This window comes from Roseomonas mucosa ATCC BAA-692 (assembly GCF_000622225.1).
GTDB lineage: Bacteria > Pseudomonadota > Alphaproteobacteria > Acetobacterales > Acetobacteraceae > Roseomonas > Roseomonas mucosa.
The window spans coordinates 22609-40494 of record NZ_JHWD01000003.1 but is presented as its reverse complement, the minus strand read 5'-3'; the positions used below and the strand labels follow the sequence as shown (position 1 = coordinate 40494).

The following is a 17886-nucleotide window of genomic DNA, read 5'->3' as shown; positions in this document are numbered from 1 at the left end:
CCTTTCAGCCACCACCGCCCGGCATGACTCCCCCGCCGGGCCGCGTCCATCCTTGCAGCGCGGTGCCGGGGGCGACAGATAGGGCCGGAACCATGCCCGTCACCCTCGCCCCATCCCGGCCCGCCGCTGCCCCGCCGGCCCCCGACGCCGCCCGCGATGCCATCCGGAACGAAGCCCTGCGGCTGGGCTTCGACGCGGTGGGCTTCGCCCGGGCACATCTCGGGCCGGAGGTGCGCGAGCGCCTCGCCGCCTTCCTGGAGGCCGGGATGCATGGCGAGATGGGCTGGATGGCCGAGCGGGCGGAACAGCGCAGCCATCCCCGGGCGCTCTGGCCCGAGGCCGTCTCGGTGGTCAGCCTCGGCATGAACTACGGGCCGGAGGACGACCCGCTCGCCAGCCTGTCCCGCCCCGACCGCGGCACGGTCAGCGTCTATGCCCGCCACCGCGACTACCACGACGTGGTGAAGAAGCGCCTGAAGGCCCTGGCCCGCTGGATGGTGGACCGCTTCGCCGGCGGTGAATCCGCCATGGCGCTCAAGGTCTTCGTGGACACCGCCCCGGTGGCCGAGAAGCCGCTGGCCCAGCAGGCCGGGATCGGCTGGCAGGGCAAGCACAGCAACCTCGTGTCCCGCGCGCACGGCTCCTGGCTCTTCCTGGGCGAAGTCTACACCACGCTCGACCTCGCCCCGGACAGGCCGGAGACGGATCATTGCGGCCAGTGCCGCCGCTGCCTGGACGCCTGCCCGACCGGCGCCTTCCTCGGCCCCTACCGGCTCGACGCCCGCCGCTGCGTCTCCTACCTCACCATCGAGCACAAGGGGCCGGTCCCCGAGGCGCTGCGCCCGCGCCTCGGCAACCGCATCTATGGCTGCGACGACTGCCTTGCCGCCTGCCCCTGGAACAAGTTCGCCCATACCGCCACCGAGCCGGCCCTGATCGGCCGCGAGGACCTCGCCGCCCCGCGCCTGGCGGAACTGGCCGCACTGGACGACGCCACCTTCCGCGCCCTCTTCTCGGGCTCCCCCATCAAGCGCATCGGCCGCGACCGCTTCGTCCGCAACGTGCTCTACGCCATCGGCAATTCGGCCGACCCCGCGCTGCTGCCCGAGGCACGCCGCCTCGCCGGCGATCCCGACCCCGTGGTGGCGGAGGCCGCCGCCTGGGCCGTCTCCCGCCTGGAGGACATCACCCCATGACCGACAACCTTTCCGGCGACGGCGCCCTGGTCCTGTTCAGCGGCGGCCAGGACAGCGCCACCTGCCTCGCCTGGGCGCTGGACCGCTTCGCCCATGTGGAGACGCTGGGCTTCGACTATGGCCAGCGCCACCGGGTGGAGCTGGAATGCCGCGACACCTTCCGCCGCCGCCTCGCGGAACGCTTCCCGCACTGGGCGGCGAAGCTCGGCCCCGACCACACCCTGCCGCTGGAGGCACTGTCCCAGGTCTCCGACACCGCCATGACGGCGGAGATCGCGATCCGGATGCGCGAGGACGGGCTGCCCAACACCTTCGTCCCCGGCCGCAACCTGCTCTTCGTCACCTTCGCCGCCGCCCTCGCCTATCGCCGCGGGCTGCGCCACCTCGTCGGCGGCATGTGCGAGACCGACTATTCCGGCTATCCCGACTGCCGCGACGACACGCTCAAGGCCCTGCAGGTCGCCATCAACCTCGGCATGGAGCGCCGCTTCGTCCTCCACACGCCGCTGATGTGGCGCGACAAGCCCGCCACCTGGCGCCTCGCCCACGACCTCGGCGGGCAGGCGCTGGTGGAGATGATCGTGGAGGACTCCCACACCTGCTACCTGGGCGACCGCACGCATCGCCACCGCTGGGGCTATGGCTGCGGAACCTGCCCCGCCTGCGAGCTGCGCGCGCGCGGCTGGGAAGGCTTCGTCGCGCAGCCGCTGGGCTGAGGGAAGCCCGGCGGCGCGGGCCGGGTCCGGGAGCCGGGTCCCCGGGATGACGCCCCCGGTGGGGCACATGACTGCGGCGCGGCATTTGCAAGCAATTCTCACTTGCTAAACGCCGCGCCAGGAGCGAAAGACAGCCCGACATTGCTGCGGCGCCATCTTTCTTCCCCAGCCGGGACTTCCCTGGGCCGGGGCAGCGGCGCCGCGCCCTTGTGCGTCGCCTTTCACCGGAGATCCGCATGCCGCAGCCCCGAACCCGGAACAGCCTCCTCCGGTCCGGCCGCGCCAACGCGGAAAGCCCCTCCGCCTTTCCTGCTGCGCCGCGGCGCGGAAGCGGCGTGAGGGCGGCTGCGTCCCGCCTTCTCACCGCCGCCCTCTCCCTGACCGCCGCGACCGCCCTGGCCCTGCCGGCCGCGGCGCAGCAGGATGCCGCGAAGCCCATCACCCTGGAGCTGAACCGGCTGGAGCCGAAGCCCGACCTGCAGCCGCCCGGCTGCCGCGCCTGGCTGCTGATGCGCAACCCCGGCGACACCGCCCTGGACCCGCTGCGGCTGGACCTGATCCTCTTCGGCAAGGACGGCGTGATCGCCCGCCGCCTGGCGCTGGATGTCGGCCCTCTGCCCGCCAGCAAGACGCTGGCCCGGATCTTCGACCTGTCCGGCCTGCCCTGCGACGGCATCACCGGCGTGCTGCTCAACGACCTCCTCGCCTGCGGGCCGGAGCCGGAAGGGCGCAGCGCCTGCCTGCCGCGGATCGCGACCTCGTCGCGCGTGCCGGGCGTGGGCTTCGACAAGTGACGCAGCCCGCCCCCTTCACCGAAACCCCGAGACGGAGGGTCTGACCCATGAATCCGGATGCCGCCCTTCCCGCCGCCGCCCTCCCCGCCGTGCCGGTGCCGCCGCCCCACGACCTGACCATGCTGGGCCTGTTCCTGCAGGCCGATATCGTGGTGAAGGTGGTGATGCTGCTGCTGATCCTGGCCTCGGTCGCCTGCTGGGCGATCATGGTCGAGAAGACCATCACCCTGGGCCGGCTGCGCCGCCAGGTCCGCAGCTTCGCCCGCATCGTGCATGACGGCCTGCCGACCGGCACCCCGGTCCAGCAGGACGGGCTGGCGGGCGAGACCCTCCAGGCCGGCCTGCGCGAATGGCGCGAGGGCCGCGAGGAGGACGAGAGCCGCGCCGAGTTCCGCGACCGCATGGAACGCTCCATGCGCGGGATGCTGACCAAGGCGCTGCGCCGCGCCGAGCCGGGCCTGCCGATCCTGGCCACCACCGGCTCCGTCGCCCCCTTCGTCGGCCTGTTCGGCACGGTCTGGGGCATCATGAACAGCTTCCAGGGCATCGCCGCCAGCAACGACACCTCGCTCGCCGTGGTGGCGCCGGGCATCGCCGAGGCGCTCTTCGCCACGGCGATCGGCCTCTTCGCCGCCATCCCGGCAGTCATGGCCTATAACCGCTTCAACGTCGCCATCGCCCGCATCCGCCAGGAAGGCGCGGCCGCCGCCGGGGACCTGGCCGCCAACCTGTCGCGCCGCGCCAACACCCGCCTGCGCGCCGCGGCGGAGTAGGGCATTCCACCATGGCCTTTGCCGGACCCGATCTCGGCGGCGACGAGGACGACGCGCGCCCGCTCGCCGAGATGAACGTCACGCCCCTGGTGGACGTGATGCTGGTGCTGCTGATCATCTTCATGGTCGCCGCCCCGATGATGGTGGTGGGCGTTCCCGTGAACCTGCCCAAGACCTCCGCCGCCCGCGTCGCCGCGCCCAAGCCGCCCGTGGTGCTGACCGTGAACCGCGAGGGCCGCACCTTCATCAAGCAGGACGAGGTGCCCGAGGCCGAGGTCGGCACCCGCATCAAGGAAGCCCAGGGGGATGACCCCGACACCCCCGTCTATGTGCGCGGCGACCGCGACACCCCCTATGGCGTGGTTCTGCGCGTCATGGGCCGCATCACCGCCGCCGGCATCTCCCGCGTCTCGCTGATCGCCGAGGCGGAGCCGGGCACGCCCCCCGTCCAGGCGCGCTGATCCCATGGCAACGCGCGCGCAGGTCCTGGGCTGGGGGACTTCCCTGGTGCTGCATGCGGCGGTGGCCGTGCCGCTGTTCCTGACCCCCGAGCCCCCTCCTTCGGCCGCCGAGGTGGAGATGCCGGTCGAGCTGGCGGTGATGGCCCCCGAGGAAACGCCGGACAACCCGGCCGAGGCCTCGGAGCCCGCCGCGGCCCCGCCGCCCGCCGAGACCGTCAAGGCCGTGGAGCCGCCCCCGCCAACCGAGGCCGAACCGCCCCCGCCCATGCAGGCCGCCGAGCCCCCGCCGGTGCAGACGGCCGAGCCGCCGCCCGTGACCGAGCCGGTGAAGCCGGAGCCGGCGGAGGTCGCCGAGGCCCCGCCACCCGATCCGGAGCCGGCGCTGGAGCCCCTGCCCGAACCGCCGCCGCCGGCACCGCCGCCGCCGCCGCGTCCGGCGCCCCCCCGCCCGACGCCGCCCCGCCCCGCCCCGCCGAAGCCGGCTCCGCCGCGCCCCACCGTCACCGAGGCGCCCCCGGCCCGCGAATACACCCCCCCGGCCGCCACCGCCGCGCCGGCCGCCCCGTCGCGCCCGCGCATGGCCGCCGCCGGGCCGCCGCCGAACTGGACCGGACGGCTCTCGGCCGCGATCAACCGCGCCAAGCGCTACCCGCGCGAGGCCGAGATGCGCGGCATCCAGGGCGTCGTGGTCGTGACCTTCGCCATGCGCCGGGACGGGACGCTGATCTCGGCCCGGGTGTCCCGCAGCAGCGGCAGCGAGCTCCTCGACGAGGCCGCCGTGGAAACCTTGCAGCGCGCCTCCCTGCCGCCGGTGCCGGAGGAGTTCAGCGACGACACCTTCAGCGCCGCGGTGCCGATCAGCTTCAGCGTCACGCGGCGCTGACGCCGGGCCTCATGTGAGGGGCGGAACACACCGGCCCACCGGCCCCTGGGCCTGCCCGGGGTCCGGCGCCGCACTCCATGGCCGCCAGGACGCTGCGCGCCCCGTATCCGATGGGTTGGCACCACCGGCAGAGGCCAATGCCGAAGGCCGAACCCGCAATGCCGTGCCACAGGCCGCGGCGATCCTCTCCCCCCGACCGGGAACGGGAACGGACACCGCCACCGCAAACGCCCCTTGCTTCACCATCCACGCCGCGCTATAGGAATAAAATCAACACAGCACCGCGCATTCCACAGCATCGCCTATCCATGCGCTCTGTCTCGCGGGATCGCACCCGGCATCCCTCCGGGCAAGCAAAGGCTTAAAATCCTAAAGCACTAAAATGCCAAAGTCCTGAGGCGACCCGGTGGAGGGAATGGTGAAACTCCTCCCCCAGGCCAGGGGCTCATCGCCAGGCAACCTCTTGCCGAAGCAGGGCACCGCGCAAGAAAAAACCCCCGCCATCGCTGGCGGGGGTTCTTCGTCACGGTCCGGTCCGGCCCCCGCCAAGGCAGGGGCCGGTCCTTCACGCCTGCGAAATCAGGCGCTGGCCTTCATGATCTCGTCGGCCACGTTGCGCGGCACCGGATCGTAGTGGTGGAACTGCATCGAGAAGGAGGCGCGCCCCTTGGTCATGCCACGCAGGTTGGAGATGTAGCCGAACATCTCCTTCAGCGGGACATGCGCCCGGACGATGACCGAGGTGCCGGCCATGTCCTGCGACTGGATCACGCCACGGCGGCGGTTCAGGTCGCCCACCACGTCACCGACATGGTCCTGCGGGGTGGTGACCTCCACGTCCATGATCGGCTCCAGGATCACCGGGCCGGCCTTCTTCATGCCTTCGCGGAAGCAGGCCTTGCCGGCGATCTCGAACGCCAGGGCGGAGGAGTCGACATCGTGGTACTTGCCGTCCAGCAGGGTGAACTTGAAGTCCACCGTCGGGAAGCCGGCGAGCACGCCGGTGTCGGCCTGGACCTTGATGCCCTTGTCGACCGCCGGGATGTACTCCTTCGGCACCGTGCCGCCGACCACGGCGTTCACGAACTCGATGCCCGTGTTCCGCTCCAGCGGCTCGAACTGGATCTTCACCTCGGCGAACTGGCCCGAGCCACCCGACTGCTTCTTGTGGGTGTAGGTCTCGGTATGCGCCTTGGTGATCGTCTCGCGATAGGCCACCTGCGGGGCGCCGATATTGGCGTCCACGCCGTATTCGCGGCGGAGGCGGTCGATGATGATCTCCAGGTGCAGCTCGCCCATCCCGGACAGGATGGTCTGGCCGGTCTCCTGGTCGGTCTTCAGGCGCAGCGAGGGATCCTCGCCGGCGAGCTTCTGCAGGCCAAGGGTCATCTTCTCGATGCCCTCCTTGGTCTTCGGCTCGACGGAGATGTCGATCACCGGCACCGGGAAGGCCATGCGCTCCAGCACCACCGGGTCCTCGGCGGAGGCCAGGGTGTCGCCGGTGCCGGTGTCCTTCAGCCCCACGAAGGCCGCGATGTCGCCGGCGAAGACCTCCTTGATCTCCTCGCGCTTGTCGGCATGCATCTGGAACATGCGGCCGACGCGCTCCTTGTTGCCCTTGGTCGTGTTCAGGACCTGGTCACCGGAGCGCAGCACGCCGCGATAGACGCGGACGAAGGTCAGGTTGCCGTACTTGTCGTTGATGATCTTGAAGGCCAGGCCGGCGAAGGGCGCGTTCTCCTCGGCCGGGATCACGCGGCGCTCGGCGTCCTCGTCCTGTCCCTCCTCGGGGGCGACCTTGATGCCCTCGATGTCCACCGGGCTCGGCAGGTAGTCCACCACGCCGTCCAGCAGCGGCTGCACGCCCTTGTTCTTGAAGGCGGAGCCGCAGAAGACCGGGCGGAACTCGCCGGAGATCGTGCCCTTCTTGATGCAGGCCTTCAGGGTCGCGACGTCCACGTCGCCCGTCTCGAAGTACTGCTCCATCGCCGCGTCATCCATGCCGAGCACGGTGTCGAGCAGCTTCTGGCGGTACTCGTCCGCCTTCTCCTTCAGGTCGTCGGGGATCGGGGCCTCGTGGTACTTGGCGCCCAGCTCGTCGCCTTCCCAGATCAGGGCCTTCATCTCGACCAGGTCGACGACGCCCTTGAGGTTCTCCTCGATGCCGATCGGCAGCTGCAGGGCGACCCAGTTGATGCCCAGCTTCTCGGTCAGCGTGTCCGCGGCGCGGTAGAAATCGGCGCCCGTGCGGTCCAGCTTGTTGATGAAGATGATGCGCGGGACGCTGTAGCGGTCGGCCAGGCGCCAGTTGGTCTCGGACTGCGGCTGCACGCCGGCCACGCCCTCGATGATGAACACCGCGCCGTCGAGCACGCGCAGCGAGCGGTTCACCTCGATGTTGAAGTCGATATGGCCCGGGGTGTCGATGACGTTGATGCGGTAGTCGTGCCACACGGCCGTCACGGCGGCGGAGGTGATCGTGATGCCACGCTCCCGCTCCTGCTCCATGTAGTCGGTCGTGGTGTTGCCGTCGTGCACCTCACCGATCCTGTGGGACTTGCCGGTGTAGTAGAGGATGCGCTCGGTCGTGGTGGTCTTGCCGGCGTCGATATGCGCCGTGATCCCGATGTTCCGGATCTTGTCGAGCGGGGTACGCGCCACGGTGGGCCTCCAAAAGCTCGCGGCGCCTGCCGCGCGGGTAAGCATTGCGGCGGGACCGGGGCGGCTCCTCGCCGCCTCGCCCGCCAGACTGGTTCTCACTCAAGGGTTCTGGTCCGTCCCGGGGTGCCCCCGGGAGGGTGGACCCGGGGATGAACCCGGGGGATGCCGGACCCCCGCTATCGCGGTGGCACATTTGCGCTGCCGGAGCCGGAATTGCAAGCATCCTCGGCCCCTCCGGCAGCACTCCGGCCGTGGAAACGACGCCCGGATGCCCTGCCGCGCCGGTCAGTCGTCCCGGTGGACGCGCTCCATGCGCTCGTGGCGCTCCTGCGCCTCGATGGACAGGGTGGCGATCGGGCGGGCCTCCAGGCGCTTCAGGCCGATCGGCTCGCCGGTCTCCTCGCAATAGCCATAGGTGCCGTTCTCGATCCGCTCCAGCGCCATGTCGATCTTGCTGATCAGCTTGCGGGCACGATCCCGGGTCCGCAGTTCCAGGGCCCGGTCGGTCTCGACACTGGCCCGGTCGGCCAGGTCGGCCTCGATGATGCCCCCCTGGCCCATGGAGCTCAGCGTCTCCCCGGCCTCCCGCAACAGATCCTGGCGCCAGCGCAGCAGCTTCTGCCGGAAATACTGCAGCTGCTGAGGGTTCATGAAAGACTCGGATTCGGTCGGACGATAATCCGGCGGTAGGGTCACCAGCATCACGTACATCCCTCAGTCTTCGTGAGCCCCGGCGGCATTCCCGGTCCACGAAACCGTGAGCCTCATACAAGGCGCATGGCTGCCAAGCCAAGAGGGCAGTTGAGATGTTTCAGAGACAGGGTGGCTCAGGCACCACGCCCGCGAACCTCCAGGCGGGCCAGCTCTACCTTCGCGCGCAGGGAAATGGCGGCCAGGGCCTCCGCCAGGTGGGGATCCGGCGGCATTTCGCCTTCCGACAGCCCGGCCAGCCGCCGCAGGCGGTCGGGATCCGCCCGGCCCCGCAGCAGGTCGGCCTGGAAGCCGGCCAGCTCCTCCAGCATCGCCGTGCCCCGCCGGGCCGCCCGCCGGTCGCGCTCCCCGTCCTGTTCCCCGCCCTCCTGGATCGCCAGCAATCCGGCGGCGAGGACCGGCAGGGCGCCCTCCGCCGCCGCGGCCTGGGCCTCGCCACCCTCCGCCAGCCGGAAGCCGCCGCCCCGCCCGGTGGCACGGCGCGGGCCGAGGGCAGCGGGGGTGGATCGTGTCTCGGTGACGCGCTGGATCATCCGGGCTCCTTTTGCCGCCGGGCTGCGGTTTTGGCCGGGGTGGCGGCAGCTTCTGCCGCGCTGCCGCCACCCCGTTCCTGGCACGGCGGTTGCGCTGTGCCGTGGCGTGATGCGCCCTATCCTCCCCCGAACCGGTTTCCGAACGGCAAACATGGCCGGATGCGGATTCACCCAGGCGCGGCCGGCCCGCGCCTTCCCTCTCCTGGTCCGGCCCTTGATGGCGCTGGTCCTGACCCTGGCCCTGGCCTTTCTGGCTCCCCCGGTCCAGGCCCAGGTACGGATCAAGGACATCGCCGATGTGGAGGGGGTGCGGGACAACCAGCTCGTCGGCTACGGGCTGGTGGTCGGCCTGCCCGGCACGGGCGACAAGCTCCGCTCCGCCGTCTTCACCCGCCAGTCCCTGGTCGGCATGTTGGAGCGCCTGGGCGTCAACACCCGCGACAACGAGAAGCAGCTCGACACCAAGAACGTCGCCGCGGTGATGGTCACGGCGAACCTGCCCGCCTTCGCCCGCCCCGGCTCGCGCATCGACGTCGCGGTCTCCGCCCTGGGCGATGCCTCCAACCTCACCGGCGGCACGCTGCTCGTCACGCCGCTGCTGGGCGCGGATGGGGAGGTCTATGCCGTGTCCCAGGGCGCGCTCGCCACCGGGGCAATCGGAGCCCGGGGGCAGGCCGCCTCGGTGCAGCGGGGCGTGCCCACCGCCGGGCGCATCGCCAGCGGCGCGGTGGTGGAGCGCGAGATCCCCTTCGAGCTGGCCGGGCATGACCGCGTCCGCCTCGGCCTGAGGAACCCGGACATGACCACGGCGCGCCGCATCGCGGGGGCGATCAACGCGCGCTTCCCCGGCCTTGCCACCGCCACCGACCCGCGCACCGTGGTGATGATGACGCGCGGCATGGACGTGGCCGGCCTGCTGGGGGAGATCGAGCAGCTCCGCGTCGTCCCCGACCAGTCGGCCAAGGTGGTGATCGAGGAGGCCTCCGGCACCATCGTCATGGGCGCCGATGTGCGGATCTCCACCGTCGCCATCGCCCAGGGCAACCTGACCATCCGCATCACCGAGACGCCGCAGGTGAGCCAGCCCGCGCCGCTGTCCAACGGCCAGACGGCGGTGGTGCCGCGCACGGGCATCGAGGTGGACGACCAGAACGGCCGCCGCCTCGGCATCCTGCCGCGCTCCGTCACGCTGCAGGAGCTGGTGAACGGGCTGAACTCCCTGGGCGTCGGGCCGCGCGACATGATCACCATCCTGCAATCCATCAAGGCGGCGGGCGCCTTGCAGGCCGAGCTGGAGGTGCGCTGATGGGCCCCACCCTGCCCGCCACGCTGTCCGGCCAGCCTCCGCGCGCGGAGGCGATGCGCGAGGCCGCGCGGAAGTTCGAGGCGCAGGCCCTGGGCGCGCTGCTGCAGCCCGCCTTCGCCACCGTCAGCGGCGGCAGCTTCGGCGGCGGCGCGGCGGAAGGGCAGTGGCGGCCGATGCTGGTGGATGCCTATGCCGAGGCCTGGAGCCGCCAGGGCGGCATCGGCCTCGCCGCCTCGGTGCTGCAGGAGATGCTGCGCGCCCAGAGCGCGAATGCCAGCGCGAGTGCCGGCGCGGGCGGTGGAACCGGGACGGACGCCGCGAACCTTTCCTCAACCTTGGAGGGTGGAGAATCCCCCGCATGATGATGCAATCGCTGATCACCGCCGGCCAACGCCTCGCCGAGGCCCTGGCCGAGGAGAACGAGGCCCTGGCGCGGCTCGATCTGCTGCGCGCCGCGAAGCTCGCGGATGCCAAGATCCGGGCCTCCGAGGCCTTCTCCGCCGCGCATGTCGCCGTGCACCGGACGGGGGCGCGGATCGCCGACGAGACCCAGCGCGAGGAAACCGAACAGCTGTCCCTGCGCCTGAAGGACCTGTCAGACGAGAACCGCCGCCTGCTGGAACGCGCCATCGCCTTGCAGGCCAAGGTGATCGAGACCATCGCGGGCGCCGCCCTGCCCCATGCGCAGCCGGTCACCTACACCACCGGCGGCCGCCGCGCGCCGCTGCGCCCGGTGCCCTTCCTGAGCATCGGCACCCGCGCCTGACCCCCTTTCCCCGGCACCGCCGATGCGCGGTGGCCGCGCCGAACAATCGCGCGAGCCGCCCGGGGAATGCCGTGCCCGGGATGGCGCGCCGTTCCGGCCTGCGGCATAGCCAGGGGCATGGGAGATGACGACGCCTGGACGATGCTGATGCGCGCGGCCCGCGGCGGGTCGCCACCGCCGGACCATCCGCTCGCGCACCTCTTCATGCCGCTGCTGCGTCCCGCCGGAAACGGGGCCGGCCGCTGCCTCGTGCTCGGCCGCCTCGCCCAGACGCTGGACGGGCGCATCGCCACCGCCTGCGGCGCCAGCCACTGGATCGGCGGCCGGGGCGACATCCTGCACACGCACCGGCTGCGCGCGCTCTTCGATGCCGTGGTGGTCGGTGCCGGCACGGTCGCGGCCGACGATCCGCGGCTCACGACGCGGGAGGTGGACGGCCCCGACCCGGTGCGCGTGGTGATCGACACGGAACGCCGGCTGGGCAGCGGCCATCGCGTCTTCGCCGGGCCACCACGCACCCTGCTGGCCTGCGCCGGGGACGCGCCGGGCGGCAACGGCACGCATCACGGCAGCGCCGAGATCCTGCGCCTGCCGCGCGACAACTTCCTGCCCGCCCTGCTGCACGCGCTTTTCGCGCGCGGGCTGCGCCGCGTCTTCGTGGAGGGCGGCGGCATCACCGTTTCCCGCTTCCTGGCCGCGGGGCTGCTGGACCGGCTGCATCTGACCGTGGCGCCGGTCATCCTGGGCTCCGGCCGCCCGGCCTTCGTGCTGCCGGAGGTCGCGCGCATCGCCGAGGGGCTGCGCTTCGCCTGGACCGTGCATCCGCTGGGCGACGACGTGCTCTTCGACATCCCCCTGGACCGGGCCAGGCCAGGCATCTGCCGGGACGCGGCGCCGGAAGCGCGGGAAGCCACGGCGTGACGGAGGCCACCGCGCTCTGGAGCGTCGCGCCCGGTCGGGCGGAGCTTCGCCGCGAGACCCTGCCCCCACCTGGTGACGGGGAAGCGCTGGTGCGCAGCCTCGCCAGCGGCGTGTCGCGCGGCACGGAACGCCTCGTGCTTGCCGGCCGCGTTCCGGAAAGCCAGTGGGGCGTCATGGCCGCGCCCCTGATGGGCGGCGCCTTCCCCTTCCCGGTGAAGTACGGCTATGCGGCGGTGGGCGTGGTGGAGGCCGGGCCGGAACCTCTGCTCGGGCGCCGTGTCTTCTGCCTGCATCCGCACCAGGACCGCTTCGTGGCGCCAGCCACGATGTGCATTCCCGTGCCCGACCGCATCCCCGATCGCCGCGCCGTGCTGGCCGCGAACATGGAGACGGCGCTCAATATCCTCTGGGACGCCGCGCCGGTCGCGGGCGAGCGCGCCCTGGTCATCGGAGCGGGCGTGGTCGGCCTGCTCGCCGCCTTCCTGCTGTCGCGCATTCCCGGCATCGACCTCCAGATCCTGGACCGCGATCCCGCGCGGCGGGCCGTGGCGGAACGGCTCGGCCTGCGCTTCGCCGGACCGGAGGAGGCGCCGGCGGAACGGGAACTGGTCATCCATGCCAGCGCCAGCGCTGAGGGGCTCCGCCTCGCGCTCCGCTGCGCGGCGATGGAGGCGCGCATCCTGGAGGCGTCCTGGTTCGGCGATGCGGAGATCGGCCTGCCGCTCGGCGAGGCCTTCCACGCACGCCGCCTGCGCCTCCTTTCCACCCAGGTCGGGCAGGTCTCGCCCGCCATGCGCGGTCGCCGCACGCATGCGGAACGCCTGGCGCTGGCCCTGTCGCTGCTGGACGATCCCAGGCTGGATGCGCTCTGCGGTCCGGTGCTGCCCTTCGCCGATCTGCCGCAGGCGCTGCCGGGGCTGCTCGAACCGCCGCCGGGCCAGGATGCGCCGCTCTGCCCGGTTGTCGTCTACTGAGGCTTCCGGCGCCGTGGCGCGGGACCGGTCGCGCGCCGCACGCCGGAAGCCTTCGCCCGCTTCGCTGGCCTTCACCGCCCCGCTCTTCCGTCCGGGGCGCCCCGCCTTCATTCTGCCCGCAACCCCGGCCACACCGCCGCCCCTTTGCCTGGAGGCTCCTTCCGCGTGTACAGCCTGACCGTCGCCGACCATATCATGATCGCCCATTCCTTTCGCGGCGAGGAATTCGGCCCCGCCCAGCGCGTCCATGGCGCCACCTTCGTCGTGGAGGCGGAGTTCCGCGCCGCGCGGCTGGATGGCGCGAACCTGCTGGTGGACATCGCCGCCGCGCGGGTCGAGCTGCGCCGCATCCTGGACGGGCTGGATTACCGCAACCTCGACGAGGTGCCGGAGCTGGCCGGGCAGAACACCACCACGGAATTCCTTTGCGCGCATATCCACGGGCTGCTCTCGGCCGCCCTGCGGGACGGGAAGCTCGGCGATGGCGGACGCGCCGTACAGTCGCTGAAGATCCTGCTGCGCGAGAGCCCGCTGGCCTGGGCCGCCTATGAAGGCGCGGTGGCATGAACATCGCCTTCCTCGTCCCCGCCCCTTTCGACGCGGTGAGCGGCGGCTACGGCTATGACCGCCGCATCACCGCCGGGCTGCGCGAGCGTGGCCATGCGGTGCGCGTGGTGGAGCTCGCCGGCCGGCACCCGATGCCCGACACGGCGGCGGAAGCCTCCGCGCGCGAGGCACTCGCCGCCTGCGCGGCGGAAGAGCGGATCGTGCTGGACAGCCTCGGCCTTCCCGCCTTCGCGCCGCTGGCGGAGGATCTGGCGGCGCGCGGCGCCATCGGGCTGATCCACCATCCCACCTGCATCGAGACGGGCCATGACGACACCACCCGCGCGGAGCTTCGACGGCGCGAGGAGATCCTCTATCCGCGCCTCTCGCGCCTCGTCGCCACCTCGCCGCTGACCGCCGAAAGCCTGCCGCGCGAATTCGGCGTGGAACCCGGGCGCGTCGCGGTGGTGGAGCCGGGCACCGATCCGGCGCCGCGTGCCGCCGGATCGGGCGGCGAGACCTGCCAGCTCCTCGCCGTCGGCGTGCTCGTGCCACGCAAGGGGCATGACGTGCTGCTGCGCGCCGTGGCGCGGCTCATGGACCTCGACTGGCACCTGACCATCGCCGGGCCGGATGCCGACCCCGCCTGCGCCGCCGCGCTGCGCGCGCTGGCGAAGGAGCTGGAGCTGGAGGAACGCGTCACCTTCGCCGGGCCGGTAACCGGCGCGGCGCTGGAGGCGCTCTATGCCCGCAGCGACGTCTTCGCGCTTGCCTCGCACTGGGAGGGCTATGGCATGGCGGTGGCCGAGGCGATGGCACGCGGGCTGCCGCTGGCGATCACCAAGGGCGGTGCGCTGGCGGAGCTGATGCCGCCCGGCGCCGGCGTCGCTTCGCCGCCGGGCGATTTCGCCAGCCTCTCCAAGGCGATGCGGCGCGTGATCTTCGACCGTTCGCTGCGGCGGAAGATGGCCGACGCCTCCTGGGCCGCCGGGCAGCGGCTGCCGCGCTGGGAAGACCGCGCCAATGCCTTCGCCGGGCTGGTGGAGGGCGCGGCGTGAGCGAGAGCTTCGACGCCACCTGGCTGGCGCTGCGCGAGCCTGCCGACGCCTGGGCGCGCGACCCCGCGCTGGCGGAACGCCTCGTCTCCCTGTTGCCGAAGCGGCCGCATCTGGTCGATCTCGGCGCCGGCACCGGCAGCCTGTTCCGCTGGCTGGCCCCGCGGGTCGGCGGCGCGCAGGCCTGGACGCTGGTGGATGGCGATGCCGCGCTGGTGGAGGAGGCCTTCGACACCATCGCCCGCCGCGCGGAGGGCATCGGCCTGACAGTGAGTGCCCCGAACAAGCGGACCCTGCTGGTGCACGCGCCCGGCGGCGCCTGGCGGGTGGAGGGACTGATCGCCGATCTCGCCGATGCGCCGGACTGGCTGCCGAAGCGCGGTGCCGATGCGGTGGTCTGCTCCGCGCTGCTGGACCTCGTTTCCGAGGACTGGCTGGAGGATCTGGCTGATGTGGTCGAATGCCCCTTCTACGCCGCCATGACCGTGGACGGGCGTGACCGCTTCCTGCCGCCGAATCCCTATGATGGCGTGGTGGCGCAGGGCTTCCGGCGCGACCAGCGGCGCGACAAGGGCTTCGACGGGCCGGCGCTGGGCGCCCGGGCCACGGCGGCGGCGGCACGCGCCTTCGCCGCGCGCGGCTTTGCCGTGGAGCAGGCGGGATCGCCCTGGGAACTCGGCCCCCGGCGCCATCGCGAGCTGCTGCTGGAGCTGATGCTCGGCCATGCCGATGCGGCGAGCGCCCATCTGCGGCAGCCGCGCCGCATGGAGGCCTGGACCGAGGCCCGCAGCCGCCAGTGGCGGCAGCATCGCCTGCGGGCGGTGATCGGGCATCGCGACCTGCTGGCGGTTCCCGCCGCAGGCTGATCCAACGCCCCCCCGCACCGAGGAGACTGCACCATGCCCCTTCCGAAGCCTGTTCTTCTGGGCTGCATTGCGGATGACTTCACCGGAGCGACCGGCCTCGCCTCCATGCTGGTGCGCCATGGCATGCGCACCGTCCAGGTGATCGGTGTGCCGGAGGCGCCGCTCGCCGGGGCCGGCCATGACGCCGATGCCGTGGTGGTGGCACTGAAATCCCGCGCCATCCCCGCTCCGGAGGCGGTGGCGCAGTCCCTGGCGGCGCTGGAGGCCCTGCTGGCGGCGGGCGCGCGCCAGATCCTGTTCAAGGTCTGCTCCACCTTCGATAGCACCGATGCGGGCAATATCGGCCCGGTGGCGGATGCGCTGCTGCGGCGCCTCCAGGGGGGCTTCGCCCTTGCCTGCCCAGCCTTTCCGGCGAATGGCCGCACCGTGTACCAGGGTCATCTCTTCGTCGGCAGCCGGCTGCTCAGCGAGAGCGGGATGCAGGACCATCCCCTCACCCCGATGCGCGATCCCGACTTGGTGCGCGTGCTGTCGCGCCAGACGGATGGCGGTGTCGGGCTGGTGGGCTTCAGCACGGTGGAACAGGGTGCGGGGGCGATCCGCCAGGCCATGACGCGCCTCGCGGAATCCGGCCGGCGCTACGCCATCCTCGACGCGCTGACCGACGCGCATCTGGTGGCGATCGGCGAGGCCGCGGCGGCGCATCCGCTGCTCGTTGGCGGCTCCGGCGTCGCCATGGGCCTGCCGGAGAATTTCCGCCGCGCCGGGCTGCTGCCGCCGCGCGGCGATGCCGATGCCTTGCCGCCCATGCGGGGGCATTGCGCGGTGCTGGCGGGTTCCTGCTCCCGCGCGACGCTGGGGCAGATCGGCTTCGCGCGCGACCACGTGCCGGTGCTGGAACTCGACCCGCTGGCGCAGGACGGCCCGGCGATGGTGGCAGGCGCGCTCGCCTGGGTGGATGGCAAGCTGCGGGAGGACCGTCCTGTGGTGATCGCCGCCTCCGCCATGCCCGGCCGCGTGGCGTTGCTGCAGCGGCGCCTGGGGCGCGAGGCGGCGGGCGCGATGGTGGAGGAGGCATTGGCCGCGATCGCGGCGGGGCTGGTGGAACGCGGCGCCGGCCGGATCGTCGTGGCGGGCGGGGAAAGCTCGGGCGCCGTGGTGCGGCGCCTGGGTGTGCGCAGCCTGCGCATCGGCGGCGAGATCGCGCCTGGCGTCCCCTGGACCTATGCCGAGCCCGCCGGCCTGCACCTTGCGCTGAAATCCGGCAGTTCCGGCGGGCGCGACATGTTCCTGCGCGCCTTCGACAGCATGTCCTGACGAAGAAGGGGCGCCGCATCGCCGCGGCGCCCCTGGCTTCATCGGCCTCGGGAGCGGGGCCGCCCGGAAAGGCCGCTCCCGCCCGTCAGGCGCTTTGCCTTAATCCTCCTGCGGCTCGCCGTCATTGGCGACGACAGGCGGCAGGTCCATCACCGGCTCCGGCGTCGTCACCACCGCGGCGGCCTCTGCCTTGCGGCGCGCACGCGTCGCGGCGGCCTTCTTCGCGGCCTCGGAGCGCGTGTTGGTCTCGGCGGCGGCCGGCTTGGCGGCGGGCTTGCGGGACGTGCTGCGCGCCGTGGCGGGCTTCGCCGCCGTCGTGCGGGTGGCCGGCTTGCGGGCCGTGGCGACGCGGCGCGTGGCGGGCTTGGCGGCGCTGCGCGTCGTTGCCTTGCGGGCGGTGGCGGCGCGCTTCGGCGCAGCGGCCTTGGTCGCGGTGCGGGCCGGCGCCTTGCGGGCGGCAGTCGCCGTCTTCCGCGCGGCGGGCTTCTTCGCCGCGGCCGTGCGCGTGGTCGCCGTGCGGCTCGTCGTCGCCTTCTTCGCGGCCGGCTTCTTCGCCGCGGCCGTGCGCGTGGTCGCCGCGCGGCTCGTCGACGCCTTCTTCGCAGCCGGCTTCGTTGCCCCGGCCGTGCGCGTGGTTGCCGCCTTCTTCGCGGCGGGCTTCTTCGCCGCGGCCGGAGCCTTCCGGGTGGTGGCCGTGCCACGGCGCGCGCTGGCGCTGCGGCGTGTGGTGCTCACCGCCATGGCCTGGGCCCGCGGGGCCTTCTCGCCGGTATCTTCACTCATGACTGGTCTCCTGCTGGATTTTGAAGGTTGTCGTCTGTTGGCCTGAAACGGCAACGTGCCATGCCGTCTCCGGCTGCAAATCGCGCGAAGGGAATGTGTTGAAACGCCGGTCCGAAGGTCACCGGCCCTGTCCGGCGGATCGTCCCGGAACCTGGGGTCGCATCCGGACGTCGCATCCCGAACCTGCCTACCGGGGAGAACTGCCCGGTTGCGCGATGCCTCACCGGCTTCCATTCCGGTTCCTGGTTTCGAACCGTTCCTCGTTCCGCGACACCACCTGCTGAAGCTCTTCGCCGAAGCCGCATCCGACACCCAGCCGTGCGTCGCTTCAGACGAATCGCGCGAATCATGGCGCGTGACGCACGCTATCGGGATGCACCCGATGCTTGTCAACGAAAACGCGCGGCAACCCTGTCCAGCGCGCTTCGCCGCATATCACCTGATGCAAGGCGCGGATACGTCCGGCGCCATGCCGGTGCAGGTCACGCCCCTGGCGCGCCTGGGACGCAACGCCCGCGACAGGGCCCAGGGCACGCATCCCGGAGGTGGTCCGCGCCACGCTCCGACATGCCCCGGCGGTCGCGCGCGGTTTCGCTTCCTGCCTTTGTGCGAAAGGGAATCCGG

The 17886-nt window shown here is 72.2% G+C and carries 19 protein-coding genes; 16 read left to right on the top strand and 3 right to left on the bottom strand.

What is annotated here, in order from left to right; genetic code table 11:
• The first annotated feature begins 92 nt into the window (after nucleotides 1–92).
• From queG to BT98_RS28380, 6 genes are all read left to right on the top strand, one after another.
• Nucleotides 93–1196, top strand: a complete 1104-nt coding sequence (gene queG, locus BT98_RS0104975; RefSeq protein ID WP_019459596.1) for a tRNA epoxyqueuosine(34) reductase QueG — start codon at nucleotides 93–95, stop codon at nucleotides 1194–1196.
• Entirely contained in the window at nucleotides 1193–1912 is a 720-nt protein-coding gene (queC, locus tag BT98_RS0104970; RefSeq protein WP_019459597.1) for a 7-cyano-7-deazaguanine synthase QueC, read from the top strand. The genes queG and queC overlap by 4 nt, the downstream gene beginning before the upstream one ends.
• A 335-nt stretch (nucleotides 1913–2247) precedes the next feature.
• Nucleotides 2248–2706, top strand: coding sequence for a hypothetical protein (locus BT98_RS0104965; protein WP_026032941.1), 459 nt, complete (start codon nucleotides 2248–2250; stop codon nucleotides 2704–2706).
• Nucleotides 2707–2753: 47 nt separating this feature from the next.
• Complete coding sequence (locus BT98_RS0104960) at nucleotides 2754–3479, top strand: MotA/TolQ/ExbB proton channel family protein (protein WP_019459599.1); 726 nt, start codon at nucleotides 2754–2756, stop codon at nucleotides 3477–3479.
• A gap of 11 nt (nucleotides 3480–3490) precedes the next feature.
• Nucleotides 3491–3940 (top strand): ExbD/TolR family protein, encoded by a 450-nt coding sequence (locus BT98_RS0104955; protein ID WP_019459600.1) that lies wholly within the window; start codon nucleotides 3491–3493, stop codon nucleotides 3938–3940.
• A gap of 4 nt (nucleotides 3941–3944) precedes the next feature.
• A complete protein-coding gene (locus BT98_RS28380) occupies nucleotides 3945–4823 on the top strand; it encodes an energy transducer TonB (RefSeq protein WP_051544252.1) in 879 nt (292 codons plus the stop codon).
• A 579-nt stretch (nucleotides 4824–5402) separates the two neighbouring features.
• Here the strand turns inward: BT98_RS28380 and fusA are convergent.
• The 3 genes from fusA to BT98_RS27585 all read right to left on the bottom strand — a co-directional run bounded on the left by fusA (nucleotide 5403) and on the right by BT98_RS27585 (nucleotide 8728).
• A complete protein-coding gene (gene fusA, locus BT98_RS0104945; RefSeq protein WP_019463171.1) occupies nucleotides 5403–7529 on the bottom strand; it encodes an elongation factor G in 2127 nt (708 codons plus the stop codon).
• Nucleotides 7530–7769: 240 nt separating this feature from the next.
• Nucleotides 7770–8186 carry an RNA polymerase-binding protein DksA gene (gene dksA, locus BT98_RS0104940; RefSeq protein WP_037249952.1) on the bottom strand — a complete coding sequence of 139 codons (417 nt, stop codon included), beginning with the start codon at nucleotides 8184–8186 and terminating at the stop codon, nucleotides 7770–7772.
• A gap of 125 nt (nucleotides 8187–8311) precedes the next feature.
• The gene (locus BT98_RS27585; protein WP_019463169.1) at nucleotides 8312–8728 is read right to left on the bottom strand and encodes a flagellar assembly protein FliX; all 417 of its coding nucleotides are present in this window, start codon (nucleotides 8726–8728) and stop codon (nucleotides 8312–8314) included.
• A gap of 151 nt (nucleotides 8729–8879) precedes the next feature.
• Here BT98_RS27585 and BT98_RS0104930 point away from each other — a divergent pair, with 151 nt between their 5' ends.
• From BT98_RS0104930 to BT98_RS25940, 10 genes are all read left to right on the top strand, one after another.
• Nucleotides 8880–10034, top strand: a complete 1155-nt coding sequence (locus tag BT98_RS0104930; RefSeq protein ID WP_019463168.1) for a flagellar basal body P-ring protein FlgI — start codon at nucleotides 8880–8882, stop codon at nucleotides 10032–10034.
• A complete protein-coding gene (locus tag BT98_RS25945) occupies nucleotides 10034–10396 on the top strand; it encodes a rod-binding protein (RefSeq protein WP_019463167.1) in 363 nt (120 codons plus the stop codon). Before BT98_RS0104930 ends, BT98_RS25945 begins: the two co-directional genes overlap by 1 nt.
• Nucleotides 10393–10800: a hypothetical protein gene (locus BT98_RS0104920; protein WP_019463166.1), complete on the top strand. Its 408-nt coding sequence runs from the start codon at nucleotides 10393–10395 to the stop codon at nucleotides 10798–10800. The genes BT98_RS25945 and BT98_RS0104920 overlap by 4 nt, the downstream gene beginning before the upstream one ends.
• A 117-nt stretch (nucleotides 10801–10917) precedes the next feature.
• The gene (locus BT98_RS23290) at nucleotides 10918–11721 is read left to right on the top strand and encodes a RibD family protein (protein WP_115359236.1); all 804 of its coding nucleotides are present in this window, start codon (nucleotides 10918–10920) and stop codon (nucleotides 11719–11721) included.
• On the top strand, nucleotides 11718–12695 hold the full coding sequence (locus BT98_RS0104910) for a zinc-dependent alcohol dehydrogenase (protein ID WP_019463164.1): 978 nt from the start codon (nucleotides 11718–11720) through the stop codon (nucleotides 12693–12695). Before BT98_RS23290 ends, BT98_RS0104910 begins: the two co-directional genes overlap by 4 nt.
• A gap of 165 nt (nucleotides 12696–12860) precedes the next feature.
• Nucleotides 12861–13262, top strand: coding sequence for a 6-pyruvoyl trahydropterin synthase family protein (locus BT98_RS0104905; protein WP_019463163.1), 402 nt, complete (start codon nucleotides 12861–12863; stop codon nucleotides 13260–13262).
• Nucleotides 13259–14299: a glycosyltransferase family 4 protein gene (locus BT98_RS0104900; RefSeq protein WP_019463162.1), complete on the top strand. Its 1041-nt coding sequence runs from the start codon at nucleotides 13259–13261 to the stop codon at nucleotides 14297–14299. Before BT98_RS0104905 ends, BT98_RS0104900 begins: the two co-directional genes overlap by 4 nt.
• Nucleotides 14296–15162, top strand: coding sequence for a class I SAM-dependent methyltransferase (locus BT98_RS0104895; RefSeq protein ID WP_019463161.1), 867 nt, complete (start codon nucleotides 14296–14298; stop codon nucleotides 15160–15162). Before BT98_RS0104900 ends, BT98_RS0104895 begins: the two co-directional genes overlap by 4 nt.
• 33 nt (nucleotides 15163–15195) lie before the next feature.
• Entirely contained in the window at nucleotides 15196–16479 is a 1284-nt protein-coding gene (otnK, locus tag BT98_RS0104890; RefSeq protein ID WP_019463160.1) for a 3-oxo-tetronate kinase, read from the top strand.
• A gap of 124 nt (nucleotides 16480–16603) precedes the next feature.
• Nucleotides 16604–17308 (top strand): hypothetical protein, encoded by a 705-nt coding sequence (locus BT98_RS25940; RefSeq protein ID WP_051544250.1) that lies wholly within the window; start codon nucleotides 16604–16606, stop codon nucleotides 17306–17308.
• The last annotated feature ends 578 nt before the right edge of the window (nucleotides 17309–17886 follow it).